Annotated in this window: 12 protein-coding genes; all 12 read right to left on the minus strand. The window is 68.8% G+C overall.

Annotated features, from left to right (window positions below; all coding sequences use genetic code 11):
* Position 1 precedes the first annotated feature (1 nt).
* Genes nuoL through ACWC21_RS12515 form a run of 12 tightly spaced genes read right to left on the minus strand, consistent with a single transcriptional unit; the run spans position 2 to position 12,842 of the window.
* On the minus strand, positions 2 to 1,948 hold the full coding sequence (nuoL, locus tag ACWC21_RS12460; protein WP_450880837.1) for an NADH-quinone oxidoreductase subunit L: 1,947 nt from the start codon (positions 1,946 to 1,948) through the stop codon (positions 2 to 4).
* A 16-nt stretch (positions 1,949 to 1,964) separates the two neighbouring features.
* Positions 1,965 to 2,264, minus strand: coding sequence for an NADH-quinone oxidoreductase subunit NuoK (gene nuoK, locus ACWC21_RS12465; protein WP_361449666.1), 300 nt, complete (start codon positions 2,262 to 2,264; stop codon positions 1,965 to 1,967).
* Positions 2,261 to 3,103 carry an NADH-quinone oxidoreductase subunit J gene (locus ACWC21_RS12470; RefSeq protein WP_450880839.1) on the minus strand — a complete coding sequence of 281 codons (843 nt, stop codon included), beginning with the start codon at positions 3,101 to 3,103 and terminating at the stop codon, positions 2,261 to 2,263. Before ACWC21_RS12470 ends, nuoK begins: the two co-directional genes overlap by 4 nt.
* The gene (gene nuoI / locus ACWC21_RS12475) at positions 3,100 to 3,750 is read right to left on the minus strand and encodes an NADH-quinone oxidoreductase subunit NuoI (RefSeq protein WP_450880841.1); all 651 of its coding nucleotides are present in this window, start codon (positions 3,748 to 3,750) and stop codon (positions 3,100 to 3,102) included. Before nuoI ends, ACWC21_RS12470 begins: the two co-directional genes overlap by 4 nt.
* A complete protein-coding gene (gene nuoH, locus ACWC21_RS12480; RefSeq protein WP_450880843.1) occupies positions 3,743 to 5,107 on the minus strand; it encodes an NADH-quinone oxidoreductase subunit NuoH in 1,365 nt (454 codons plus the stop codon). The genes nuoI and nuoH overlap by 8 nt, the downstream gene beginning before the upstream one ends.
* Positions 5,104 to 7,608, minus strand: a complete 2,505-nt coding sequence (locus ACWC21_RS12485; protein ID WP_450880845.1) for an NADH-quinone oxidoreductase subunit G — start codon at positions 7,606 to 7,608, stop codon at positions 5,104 to 5,106. Before ACWC21_RS12485 ends, nuoH begins: the two co-directional genes overlap by 4 nt.
* Positions 7,605 to 8,954: an NADH-quinone oxidoreductase subunit NuoF gene (nuoF, locus tag ACWC21_RS12490; RefSeq protein WP_450880847.1), complete on the minus strand. Its 1,350-nt coding sequence runs from the start codon at positions 8,952 to 8,954 to the stop codon at positions 7,605 to 7,607. Before nuoF ends, ACWC21_RS12485 begins: the two co-directional genes overlap by 4 nt.
* Entirely contained in the window at positions 8,951 to 9,823 is an 873-nt protein-coding gene (gene nuoE, locus ACWC21_RS12495) for an NADH-quinone oxidoreductase subunit NuoE (RefSeq protein ID WP_450880849.1), read from the minus strand. The genes nuoF and nuoE overlap by 4 nt, the downstream gene beginning before the upstream one ends.
* Positions 9,820 to 11,157 (minus strand): NADH-quinone oxidoreductase subunit D, encoded by a 1,338-nt coding sequence (locus ACWC21_RS12500; protein WP_450880851.1) that lies wholly within the window; start codon positions 11,155 to 11,157, stop codon positions 9,820 to 9,822. The genes nuoE and ACWC21_RS12500 overlap by 4 nt, the downstream gene beginning before the upstream one ends.
* On the minus strand, positions 11,154 to 11,918 hold the full coding sequence (locus ACWC21_RS12505) for an NADH-quinone oxidoreductase subunit C (protein WP_450880853.1): 765 nt from the start codon (positions 11,916 to 11,918) through the stop codon (positions 11,154 to 11,156). The genes ACWC21_RS12500 and ACWC21_RS12505 overlap by 4 nt, the downstream gene beginning before the upstream one ends.
* Entirely contained in the window at positions 11,915 to 12,469 is a 555-nt protein-coding gene (locus tag ACWC21_RS12510) for a NuoB/complex I 20 kDa subunit family protein (protein ID WP_007383964.1), read from the minus strand. The genes ACWC21_RS12505 and ACWC21_RS12510 overlap by 4 nt, the downstream gene beginning before the upstream one ends.
* Positions 12,470 to 12,482: 13 nt before the next feature.
* Positions 12,483 to 12,842 (minus strand): NADH-quinone oxidoreductase subunit A, encoded by a 360-nt coding sequence (locus ACWC21_RS12515; RefSeq protein ID WP_007383963.1) that lies wholly within the window; start codon positions 12,840 to 12,842, stop codon positions 12,483 to 12,485.
* Positions 12,843 to 13,351 lie beyond the last annotated feature (509 nt).

The raw sequence follows: 13,351 nt of genomic DNA on the forward strand, positions 1-13,351 counted from the left end.
ATCAGACCGCCCTCATCAGCAGGGTCGCGGCGACCAGGAGTGCCGCGCCGCCGAACATCGAGACCGCGTAGGAGCGCGCGAAGCCGTTCTGCAGCCTGCGCAGCCGTCCGGACAGGCCCCCGAACGAGGCCGCGGTGCCGTTGACGACCCCGTCGACCAGGGTGTGGTCGACGTAGACCAGGGACCGCGTGAGGTGCTCCCCGCCGCGCACCAGGACCACGTGGTTCAAGTCGTCCTGGAGCAGGTCGCGCCGGGCGGCCCGGGTGAGCAGCGAGCCGCGCGGCGCGACGGCCGGGACGGGCTTGCGGCCGTACTGGGCCCAGGCGATGCCGACGCCGATCACGAGGCACACCATGGTGGCGCCGGTGACCGCCCAGGCACTGACCGGGGAGTTGCCCTCGCTGTGCCCGGTGACCGGCTCCAGCCAGTGCAGGAAGCGGTCGCCGATGCTGAAGAACGCACCGCCGAAGACCGAGCCGACGGCCAGGACGATCATCGGGATCGTCATGACCTTCGGGGACTCGTGCGGGTGCGGCTCCGCGTGCTCGCCCTGGTGCTCCGCCGCGGGCTCCGCGCTCGGCGCCTCCGGGGAGCGGGTGGGCTGGTTCCTCCAGCGCTCCTCCCCGAAGAAGGTCATCAGCATCACGCGCGTCATGTAGAAGGCGGTGATGGCCGCGCCCAGCAGGGCCACGCCGCCCAGGATCCAGCCCTGGGTGCCGCCCTTGGCGAAGGCCGCCTCGATGATGGCGTCCTTGGAGTAGAAGCCCGACAGGAACGGGAAGCCGATGATGGCGAGGTAGCCGAGGCCGAAGGTGACGAAGGTGACCGGCATGTACTTGCGCAGGCCGCCGTACTTGCGCATGTCGACCTCGTCGTTCATGCCGTGCATGACCGAACCGGCCCCGAGGAACAGCCCTGCCTTGAAGAAGCCGTGCGTCACCAGGTGCATGATCGCGAAGACGTAGCCGATGGGGCCGAGGCCCGCGGCCAGCACCATGTACCCGATCTGCGACATGGTCGAGCCGGCCAGCGCCTTCTTGATGTCGTCCTTGGCGCAACCGACGATCGCACCGAACAGGAGCGTCACCGCGCCGACCACGGTGACCACGAGCTGTGCGTCGGGTGCCGAGTTGAAGATCGCGGCGGACCGCACGATCAGATACACGCCCGCGGTCACCATCGTCGCGGCGTGGATGAGGGCGGAGACCGGGGTCGGGCCCTCCATCGCGTCCCCGAGCCAGGACTGCAGCGGCACCTGGGCGGACTTGCCGCAGGCGGCGAGCAGCAGCATCAGGCCGATGGCGGTGAGTTTGCCCTCGGAGGCGTCTCCGACGTGGCTGAACACCGGGCCGAAGGCGAAGGACCCGAAGGTCGTGAACATCAGCATGATCGCGATCGACAGGCCCATGTCGCCGACCCGGTTGACCAGGAAGGCCTTCTTCGCCGCGGTCGCCGCGCTGGGCTTGTGCTGCCAGAAGCCGATCAGCAGGTAGGAGGCGAGACCGACGCCCTCCCAGCCGACGTACAGCAGCAGGTAGTTGTCGGCGAGGACCAGCAGCAGCATCGCGGCGAGGAACAGGTTCAGGTAGCCGAAGAAGCGGCGGCGGCGCTCGTCGTGCTCCATGTACCCGACCGAGTACAGGTGGATCAGCGAACCGACGCCGGTGATCAGCAGCACGAACGTCATCGACAGCTGGTCGAGGCGGAAGGTGACGTCCGCCTGGAAGCTGCCCACGGAGATCCACGTCCACAGGTGCTGGGTGAGCGTGCGGTGTTCGGCGTTCTTGCCCAGGAGGTCGGCGAAGAGGATCACGCCGAACACGAAGGAGGTGGTCGACAGGAGCGTGCCGATCCAGTGGCCGACGGCGTCGAGCCGCCGGCCGCCGACCAGCAGGACGGCCGCTCCGAGCAGGGGCGCCGCGATCAGCAGCGCGATCAGGTTCTCCACTGTTTCTCCCGACCCCTTACAGCTTCATCAGGCTGGCGTCGTCGACCGAGGCCGAGTGGCGGGCACGGAACAGCGACACGATGATCGCCAGACCGACGACGACCTCGGCGGCGGCGACGACCATCGTGAAGAAGGCGATGATCTGGCCGTCGAGGTTGCCGTGCATCCGGGAGAAGACGACGAACGCGAGATTGCAGGCGTTGAGCATCAGCTCGATGCACATGAACACGACGATCGCGTTGCGCCTGATGAGCACACCGGTCGCGCCGATCGTGAACAGCAGCGCCGCGAGATACAGGTAGTTGACGGGGTTCACTTCGACGCCTCCTCGGCCCGCTTGAAGTTCGCCGGCTCGATCGTCCTGCGCTCCAGGCGCTCCTCCGCGCGCTGTTCCAGGGCCCGCAGGTCGTTGAGGGCTTCCGTCGACACGTCGCGGATCTGGCCGCGTTCACGGAGCGTCTTGCTGACCGTGAGCTCCGACGGGGTGCCGTCGGGCAGCAGGCCCGCGATGTCGACGGCGTTGTGGCGGGCGTACACACCCGGCGCGGGCAGCGGCGGGACGTACTTCCCCTCGCGCACCCGCTGTTCGGACAGCTCGCGCTGGGTCTTGGCCCGCTCGGTGCGCTCCCGGTGGGTGAGCACCATGGCGCCGACTGCGGCCGTGATGAGCAGTGCGCCGGTGATCTCGAAGGCGAAGACGTACTTGGTGAAGATGAGCTGCGCCAGGCCCTGCACGTTGCCGTTGGCGTTCGCCCGGCCGGTGCCGGCGAACTCGGTCAGCGAGGCGTTGGCGATCCCGGCGAACAGCAGGACCGCGAAGCCGACCCCACACAGGAGGGCCAGCCAGCGCTGGCCCTTGATGGTCTCCTTCAGCGAGTCCGCGGCCGTGACGCCGACGAGCATCACCACGAACAGGAACAGCATCATGATCGCGCCGGTGTAGACGACGATCTGCACGATCCCCAGGAAGTAGGCCCCGTTGGCGAGGTAGAAGACCGCCAGGATGATCATGGTTCCGGCGAGACAGAGCGCGCTGTGCACGGCCTTCCTCATGAAGACGGTGCACAGGGCGCCGATCACGGCGACGGTCCCGAGAACCCAGAACTGGAAGGCCTCTCCGGTGGAGGTCGAGTAGGCGGCTAGCTGCGCGGTCATCGGCCGATCACCTTCTCCGAGGCGGGTTCGCCCTCACCGAAGGTCGAGGCGGCCTCCTGGGGCACCTCGCCCTTGGAGCGAGCGACCTGCCGTACCGTCCCGGGCGCGGCCTCGGTGACCTGGCCCCGGTAGTAGTCCTGCTCGTCCATGCCCGGGTAGATGGCGTGCGGGGAGTCGACCATGCCCTCCTCGAGCCCGGCGAGCAGCTGCTCCTTGGTGTAGATGAGGTTGGCGCGGCTGGAGTCGGCCAGCTCGAACTCGTTGGTCATCGTCAGCGCGCGCGTGGGGCATGCCTCGATGCACAGACCGCACAGGATGCAGCGGGCGTAGTTGATCTGGTAGACGCGGCCGTACCGCTCGCCCGGCGAGTAGCGCTCCTCGTCGGTGTTGTCGGCGCCCTCGACGTAGATGGCGTCGGCGGGGCAGGCCCAGGCGCACAGCTCGCAGCCGACGCACTTCTCCAGGCCGTCCGGATGGCGGTTGAGCTGGTGCCGTCCGTGGAACCGCGGAGCCGTGGTCTTCTTCTGCTCCGGGTACTGCTCGGTCAGCCGCTTCTTGAACATGGCCTTGAAGGTCACGCCGAAGCCGGCCACGGGGTTCTGGAAGCCGGGCTTGGACTGCCCGGTCTCCTGAGGCTCCTCAGCCATCGGACGCCTCCTTTCCATCCGAAGATCCGTCACTGACAGTGTCCGGTGCGCCACTGACAATCAGCTCGCGGTCGTTGCGCGAGCGGCGCCTGGGCACCGGCGGAAGCTCCTGTCCGGGCAGCGGCGGCACCGGGAAACCACCGGCCATCGGGTCGAACCCGGCAGGCTGGGCGGCGGGCTGCTCGGCCTTCCCGCCCTTGTCACGGAACATGTCGGCGACGAAGGACAGCAGAAGCAGGACCAGGACACCACCGCCGACGTAGAGGGCGATGTCGGCGAAGTCGTAGTTCTCGTTCTTGAGGGTCCGTACGGTCGCGACGAGCATCAGCCACGTCACGGAGACCGGGATGAGGACCTTCCAGCCCAGCTTCATCAGCTGGTCGTAGCGCACGCGCGGGAGTGTGCCGCGCAGCCAGATGAAGAAGAACAGCAGCAGCTGGACCTTGATGACGAACCACAGCATCGGCCACCAGCCGTGGTTCGCGCCCTCCCAGAAGGTGCTGATCGGCCATGGGGCACGCCAGCCACCCAGGAAGAGGGTGGTCGACACGGCCGAGACGGTCACCATGTTGACGTACTCGGCGAGCATGAACATCGCGAACTTGATCGACGAGTACTCGGTGTTGAAGCCACCGACCAGGTCGCCCTCGGACTCCGGCATGTCGAAGGGGGCGCGGTTGGTCTCGCCCACCATCGTGACGATGTACAGGATGAAGGAGACCGGCAGCAGCAGGATGTACCAGCGGTCCTGCTGCTGCTCGACGATCGTCGACGTCGACATGGAACCCGAGTAGAGGAACACGGAGGCGAACGCGGCGCCCATGGCGATCTCGTACGAGATCATCTGCGCGCAGGAGCGCAGGCCGCCCAGCAGCGGGTAGGTGGACCCGGAACTCCAGCCGGCCAGCACGATGCCGTAGATGCCGACCGAGGCGACAGCGAGGATGTAGAGCATCGCGATCGGCAGGTCGGTGAGCTGCATCGTGGTGCGCTGGCCGAAGATCGAGATCTCGTTGTCGGCCGGGCCGAAGGGGATCACCGCGATCGCCATGAACGCCGGGATGGCCGCGACGATCGGTGCGAGGACGTACACCACCTTGTCCGCGCGTTTGACGATGACGTCTTCCTTCAGCATCAGCTTGATGCCGTCGGCGAGCGACTGGAGCATGCCCCAGGGGCCGTGCCGGTTGGGGCCGATGCGCAACTGCATCCAGGCGACGACCTTGCGTTCCCACACGATGGAGAACAGCACGGTCACCATCAGGAAGGCGAAGCAGAACACCGCCTTGACGACGACCAGCCACCAGGGGTCGCGGCCGAACATCGAGAGGTCTTCAGCGGCAAGGTACGGGCTCATGCCTCCACCTCCTTGGGGGCCTCACCGGCGAGCGCCGCCGGGCCGATGCGGACGAGGGAGCCGGGCTGCGCCCCGGTGTCGGAGGCGACGCCGCCGCCGACGGAGTTCAGCGGGAGCCAGACCACCCGGTCGGGCATCTCGGTGATCTGCAGCGGGATTTCCACCACCCCGGCGGGGCCGGTCACGGCGAGGACGCCGCCGTCCTCGACACCTGCCTCGGCGGCCGTCGCGGCCGACACGCGCGCGCGTGCCGCGTGCCGGGTCCCGGCGAGGGCTTCGTCGCCCTCCTGGAGCACGCCCTGGTCGAGGAGCAGCCGGTGCCCGGCGAGCACCGCCTCCCCGGCCGCCGGACGCGGCAGCACACCCGCCGTCTCCAGGGGCCCGGAGGCCCGCGGCCCGTCCCAGGCGCCCAGCCGGTCCAGCTCGGCGCGCGTGGTCCGCAGATCCGGCAGGCCCAGGTGTACGTCCATGGCGTCGGCCAGCATCTGCAGCACCCGCCCGTCGGACGGCGCCAGGCGGCGGGTCATCTGGTCGGGTTTGAGCGCGGCCTCGAAGGGACGGCCGCGGCCCTCCCAGTTGAGGAAGGTGCCCGCCTTCTCGGCGACCGCCGCGACCGGGAGGACGACGGCGGCGTGCTCGGTGACCTCGCTGGGCCGCAGCTCCAGCGACACCACGAACCCGGCCTCCCGCAGTGCCTCACGCGCACGTGCCGGATCCGGCAGGTCGGCGACCTCGACGCCCGCGACCAGCAGGGCCTGGAGCTCGCCGCTCGCGGCGGCCTCGATGATCTGGCCGGTGTCGCGGCCGTAGCGGTGCGGGAGTTCGGCCAGGCCCCAGGCCGCGGCCACCTCCTCACGCGCGCGGGGGTCGGTCGCCGGGCGGCCGCCCGGCAGCAGCGACGGCAGCGCGCCGGCCTCGACCGCGCCGCGCTCCCCGGCCCGCCGGGGGATCCACACCAGGCCCGCACCGGTCGCGGAGGCGGCCCGTACGGCAGCGGTGAGGCCACCGGCGATCGAGGCCAGCCGCTCACCGACGACGATCACCGCGCCCTCGGCCCGCAGCCCCTCGGCGGCCAGCGCCCCGGCGTCCTCCAGGCCGACGCCGCTCGCGAGCGCGTCCAGCCACTCGGTCTCGGTCCCGGGAGCGGCCGGCAGCAGCGTGCCGCCCGCCTTCTCCAGGCCGCGAGTGGCGTGCGTGGCCAGCGAGAACACCCGCTGCTTGCGCTTGCGCCAGGCCTTGCGCAGCCGCAGGAAGACGCCGGGCGCCTCCTCCTCCGACTCGAACCCGACCAGCAGGACCGCCGGCGCCTTCTCGAGAGAGGTGTAGGTGACGCCGGTACCGTCCAGGTCGCGCCCGCGTCCCGCCACCTGGGACGCCAGGAAATCGGCCTCCTCGCCGCTGTGCACGCGCGCGCGGAAGTCGATGTCGTTGGTGTCGAGGGCCACGCGCGCGAACTTGCTGTACGCGTAGGCGTCCTCGACGGTGAGCCGGCCGCCGGTGAGGACACCGGTCCGGCCGCGGGAGGCCAGCAGACCCTGGGCCGCGATCTGGAGCGCCTCCGGCCAGGAGGCCGGTTCGAGCTCGCCCTCGGCGTTGCGGACCAGCGGCGTTTCGAGCCGGTCCTTCTGCTGCGAATACCGGAACGCGAAGCGGCCCTTGTCGCAGATCCACTCCTCGTTGACCTCGCGGTCCTCGGCGGCGAGGCGCCGCATGATCTTCCCGCGCCGGTGGTCGGTGCGGGTCGCACAGCCGCCCGAGCAGTGCTCGCAGACCGACGGCGACGAGATCAGGTCGAAGGGACGGGAACGGAAGCGGTAGGCCGCCGAGGTCAGGGCGCCGACCGGGCAGATCTGGATGGTGTTCCCGGAGAAGTACGACTCGAAGGGGTCGCCCTCACCTGTGCCGACCTGCTGGAGCGCGCCCCGCTCGAGCAGTTCGATCATCGGGTCGCCGGCGATCTGGTTGGAGAACCGGGTGCAGCGGGCGCACAGCACGCACCGCTCGCGGTCGAGCAGGACCTGTGTGGAGATCGGGACCGGCTTCTCGTACGTCCGCTTCTTCCCTCCGAAGCGGGACTCGGCGTTGCCGTGCGACATGGCCTGGTTCTGCAGCGGGCACTCGCCGCCCTTGTCGCAGACCGGGCAGTCCAGCGGGTGGTTGATGAGCAGCAGTTCCATCACACCGTGCTGGGCCTTCTCGGCGGCCGGCGAGGTGAGGTGGGTCTTCACCACCATCCCGTCCGTGCACGTGATCGTGCAGGACGCCATGGGTTTGCGCTGGCCCTCGACCTCGACGATGCACTGGCGGCAGGCGCCGGCCGGGTCGAGCAGGGGGTGGTCGCAGAAGCGGGGGATCTCGATGCCGAGCTGTTCGGCGGCCCGGATGACCAGGGTGCCCTTGGGCACGCTGATCTCGACGCCGTCGATCGTCAGCGTGACGAGGTCCTCCGGCGGGACCGCCGCCTGCCCCCCACCCGTGGGAGCACTGGTGGTCACGGTCATGCGTTCACCTCCGGGCGGTCCGCCCAGGCCGTCGACTTGGCCGGGTCGAAGGGGCAGCCCCGGCCCGTGATGTGCTGCTCGTACTCCTCGCGGAAGTACTTGAGCGAGGAGAAGATCGGCGAGGCGGCGCCGTCGCCCAGGGCGCAGAAGGACTTGCCGTTGATGTTGTCGGCGATGTCGGCGAGCTTGTCGAGGTCGGACGTGACGCCCTTGCCGGCCTCGATGTCCCGCAGCAACTGCACCAGCCAGTACGTCCCTTCGCGGCAGGGTGTGCACTTGCCGCAGGACTCGTGGGCGTAGAACTCGGTCCAGCGGGTGACGGCCCGCACCACGCACGTGGTCTCGTCGAAGCACTGCAGTGCTTTCGTTCCGAGCATGGAGCCCGCGGCCCCCACTCCTTCGTAGTCGAGGGGGACGTCGAGGTGTTCGTCGGTGAACATCGGGGTCGAGGAGCCGCCCGGTGTCCAGAACTTCAGCCGGTGCCCGGGGCGCATCCCACCGCTCATGTCGAGGAGCTGGCGGAGTGTGATGCCGAGCGGGGCCTCGTACTGGCCGGGGCTGGCGACGTGGCCGCTGAGCGAGTACAGCGTGAAGCCCGGGGACTTCTCACTGCCCATCGCCCTGAACCACTCTTTCCCGTTTTTCAGGATGGCGGGAACCGACGCGATCGACTCGACGTTGTTCACAACAGTCGGGCACGCGTAGAGGCCCTCGACGGCAGGGAAGGGGGGACGGAGCCGCGGTTGACCACGGCGGCCTTCGAGCGAGTCGAGCAGTGCGGTCTCCTCACCGCAGATGTACGCGCCGGCGCCGGCGTGCACGGTGAGTTGGAGGTCGAGTCCGCTGCCCAGGATGTTCTCGCCGAGGTAGCCCGCCGCGTAGGCCTCGCGCACGGCCTCGTGCAACCGCCGCAGAACGGGGACGACTTCACCACGCAGATAGATGAAGGCATGCGAAGACCTGATGGCATAGCAGGCGATGACGATGCCCTCGATGAGGCTGTGCGGGTTCGCGAAGAGGAGCGGGATGTCCTTGCACGTCCCGGGCTCCGACTCGTCGGCGTTGACAACTAGATAGTGCGGTTTTCCATCACCCTGCGGAATGAACTGCCACTTCATTCCCGTCGGGAACCCCGCGCCGCCCCGCCCGCGCAGACCGGACTCCTTGACGTATGCGATCAGGTCGTCGGGTGACATGGCGAGCGCCTTGCGGAGCCCCTCGTACCCCTCGTGCCTCCGGTAGACGTCCAGCGTCCAGGACCTGTCCTCGTCCCAGAAGGCCGACAGCACGGGTGCGAGCAGCTTCTCGGGGCTGGTGTCCTTGAGTTCGGCGGCCACGCTCATCACTCCCCCTCCTCGGCGGCAGGCCCTGCCGGGTGGGACGGGTCCGAGGCCGATGTGTCCTGCGGCGCGTCATGTGAACTGAGGTGTTCGGCCGGCGACGGCTCGTGCACCGCCCGGTCCTGCGGTTCGTCCTGCGGTCCGCCGTCCCGCGGATGCACCACCCGCGCGGGTGCGGTCTCTCCCCTCGCCAGGCGAAGACCCACCAGCGAAGCGGGTCCCGCTCCGCCGCTCTCCTCGACGGCCCCTGGCCGCTCGTCGGGGAAGCCCGCCAGGATCCGGGCGGTCTCCTTGAAGGTGCACAGGCGTGCCCCGCGCGTGGGCTGGACGGGACGTCCCGCGCGCAGGTCGTCGACCAGGCGCCGGGCGCTGGCCGGGGTCTGGTTGTCGAAGAACTCCCAGTTCACCATCACGACCGGCGCGTAGTCGCAGGCCGCGTTGCACTCGATGTGTTCCAGGGTGACCTTGCCGTCGCCGGTGGTCTCGCCGTTTCCGACACCGAGGTGCTCCTGGAGCTCCTCGAAGATCGCGTCGCCGCCCATCACGGCGCACAGGGTGTTGGTGCAGACCCCGACCTGGTAGTCGCCGGAGGCCTTGCGCCGGTACATGGTGTAGAAGGTGGCGACGGCGGTCACCTCGGCGGTGGTCAGGTCCAGCATGTCCGCGCAGAACTGCATTCCGGTGCGCGTGACATGGCCCTCCTCCGACTGCACCAGGTGCAGCAGCGGCAGCAGGGCGGATCGGGAGTCGGGGTAGCGGGCGATGATCTCGCGCGCGTCCGTCTCCAGCCGGGCTCGGACGTCGTCCGGGTACGCGGGCGCGGGCAGTCCGGGCATGCCCAGGCTGACGCCCCGCTCCGAAGAAGAGGTGGTCACCGGTCGACGCCTCCCATCACGGGGTCGATGGACGCGACGGCGACGATGACGTCGGCGACCTGGCCGCCCTCGCACATCGCCGCCATGGCCTGCAGGTTGGTGAACGACGGGTCGCGGAAGTGGACCCGGTAGGGGCGGGTGCCGCCGTCGGACACGGCGTGGACGCCGAGTTCTCCCTTGGGCGACTCGACAGCCGCGTACGCCTGTCCGGGCGGGACGCGGAAGCCCTCCGTGACCAGCTTGAAGTGGTGGATCAGGGCCTCCATGGAGGTGCCCATGATCTTCTTGATGTGGTCGAGGGAGTTGCCGAGACCGTCCGGTCCGAGGGCGAGCTGGGCGGGCCAGGCGATCTTCCTGTCGGCGACCATGACCGGCCCGGGCTGCAGCCGGTCAAGGCACTGCTCGACGATCCCGAGCGACTGGCGCATCTCCTCCAGGCGGATCAGGAAGCGGCCGTAGGAGTCGCAGGAGTCCGCGGTCGGCACCTCGAAGTCGTACGTCTCGTAGTCGCAGTACGGCTGTGCCTTGCGCAGGTCGTGCGGGAGGCCGGTGGAGCGCAGGATCGGGCCGGTGGCGCCGAGGGCCATGCAGCCGGCCAGGTCCAGGTAGCCGACGTCCTGCATACGGGCCTTGAAGATGGGGTTCCCGGTGGCGAGCTTGTCGTACTCCGGGAGGTTCTTCTTCATCTTCTTCACGCACTCGCGGATGTGGTCCACCGCGCCGGGCGGCAGGTCCTGTGCGAGTCCGCCGGGGCGGATGTACGCGTGGTTCATCCTGAGGCCCGTGATGAGCTCGTAGATGTCGAGAATCATTTCACGATCCCGGAATCCGTAGATCATGATCGTGGTGGCGCCGAGTTCCATGCCGCCGGTGGCGATGCACACCAGGTGGGAGGAGAGCCGGTTCAGCTCCATCAGGAGCACCCGGATGATCTTGGCCCGCTCGGTGATCTGGTCCTCGATGCCGAGGAGCTTCTCGACGGCGAGGCAGTAGGCGGTCTCGTTGAAGAAGGACGTCAGGTAGTCCATGCGCGTCACGAACGTGGTGCCCTGCGTCCAGGTCCGGTACTCGAGGTTCTTCTCGATGCCGGTGTGGAGGTAGCCGATGCCGCAGCGGGCCTCGGTGACCGTCTCCCCTTCGATCTCCAGGATGAGGCGGAGCACCCCGTGGGTGGACGGATGCTGGGGGCCCATGTTGACGACGATGCGCTCGTCGTCGGCACGGGACGCGGACTGGACGACCTCGTCCCAGTCGCCACCGGTCACCGTGTAGACGGTGCCCTCGGTGGTCTCACGTGCCGACGCGGCGGACGCGGCTGCTGACTGCGTGCTCACGAGTACGACCTCCGCTGGTCCGGAGCCGGAATCTGGGCGCCCTTGTACTCGACGGGGATGCCGCCGAGGGGGTAGTCCTTGCGCTGCGGGTGGCCCTGCCAGTCGTCCGGCATCATGATCCGGGTCAGGGCCGGGTGGCCGTCGAAGACGATCCCGAAGAAGTCGTACGTCTCGCGCTCGTGCCAGTCGTTGGTCGGGTAGACGGAGACCAGCGACGGGATGTGCGGGTCGCCGTCGGGGGCGCTGACCTCGAGGCGGAGCAGCCGGTTGTGGGTGATCGAGCGCAGGTGGTAGACGGCGTGCAGCTCGCGGCCCTTGTCGTGCGGGTAGTGGACGCCGCTGACCCCGGTGCACAGCTCGAAGCGCAGGGCCGGGTCGTCGCGCAGGGTCCGGGCGACGCGCAGCAGGTGCTCCCGTTCGATGTGGAAGGTGAGCTCGCCGCGGTCGACGACCGTCTTCTCGATCGCGTTGTCGGGGAGCAGGCCCTGTTCCTCCAGGGCGCCCTCGAGTTCGTCGGCGACCTCGTCGAACCATCCTCCGTAGGGCCGGGTCGCCGGTCCGGGGAGCCGCACCGAGCGGACCAGGCCGCCGTAGCCGGAGGTGTCGCCGCCGTTGTTGGCGCCGAACATGCCGCGCTGGACGCGGATCTCCTCGCCGCCCTCGCCGCGTCGGCCGGGGAGGTTGGAGGCGGCGAGGTCCTTCTCGGGGTTCACCCCGTTCGCGGACCCGTTCACGCCGCCGGTGCCGTTCGCGTCGCTCACCGCAGCAGCCCCTTCATCTCGATCGTGGGCAGGGCCTTGAGCGCCGCCTCCTCCGCCTCACGGGCGGCTTCCTCGGCGTTCACGCCGAGCTTGGAGGACTGGATCTTCTGGTGGAGCTTGAGGATCGCGTCCATCAGCATCTCGGGGCGCGGCGGGCAGCCGGGCAGGTAGATGTCGACCGGGACGATGTGGTCGACGCCCTGGACGATCGCGTAGTTGTTGAACATGCCGCCCGAGGAGGCGCAGACGCCCATGGAGATCACCCATTTCGGGTTGGGCATCTGGTCGTAGACCTGCCTGAGCACCGGCGCCATCTTCTGGCTGACCCGTCCCGCGACGATCATCAGGTCCGCCTGGCGCGGTGAGCCGCGGAAGACCTCCATGCCGAAGCGCGCCAGGTCGTAGCGGCCGGCTCCGGTGGTCATCATCTCGATGGCGCAGCAGGCGAGGCCGAACGTGGCCGGGAAGACGGACGCCTTGCGCACCCAGCCCGCGGCCTGCTCGACGGTGGTGAGCAGGAAACCGCTCGGCAGCTTTTCTTCGAGTCCCATGTCGTTAGGCCCCTCAGTCCCATTCCAGGCCGCCGCGCCGCCACACGTACGCGTAGGCGACGAAGACGGTGAGCACGAAGAGCAGCATCTCCACGAGCCCGAAAACGCCCAGGGCGTCGAAGGTGACGGCCCAGGGGTAGAGGAAGACGATCTCGATGTCGAAGACGATGAAGAGCATCGCCGTCAGGTAGTACTTGATGGGGAACCGCCCGCCGCCGGCCGGCGTGGGGGTCGGCTCGATACCGCACTCGTAGGCCTCGAGCTTGGCGCGGTTGTACCGCTTCGGACCGATCAGCGTGGCCATGACCACGGAGAAGATCGCAAAGCCTGCCCCGAGGGCTCCCAGTACGAGGATGGGCGCATAGGCGTTCACCGCTCCTCGCTCCTCTCAGTCGGCACTGACTGCTGGCGGTTGCGTCGGACCATCCGCCTCACCGGTCCCACGAACCCCGCTCGTCCCGGGCGAAGATCGAGAACATGTGAAGCAGGTCACAAGCCCGACTGCCTCGCATCTTATGCCTGTCGCTCTGTGATCTGCGACACGGCGTATTACCCAAGCTTTGTGATCTCTGCCACCTGACGAAGGATCATGAAGTCGGATGAGCAGTGATCTTCACACCGGAAGCGTTCGAGTGATCACCAGACGTGACATTTTCGCTCGTCACCGCAGGCCGGACGGCGCGTCTCCATATCAAGAGAGTTCCCTTGCATGCAAATTCGCGCGGGAGATCGGGTCTTGATAGAGGCGCTCGTTCACACATCGGAGGGAGGGGCGGGGCGAGGCGTGGACGCGTGCGCGCGTTCACGAAGTCCGTCGCGTGACCCGGTCGTGACACGGTCGTGATCCGCGCGCGGGACGCAGCGCCGACGGTGACTGTTCCG

It is taken from the genome of Streptomyces sp. NPDC001348, assembly GCF_053597535.1.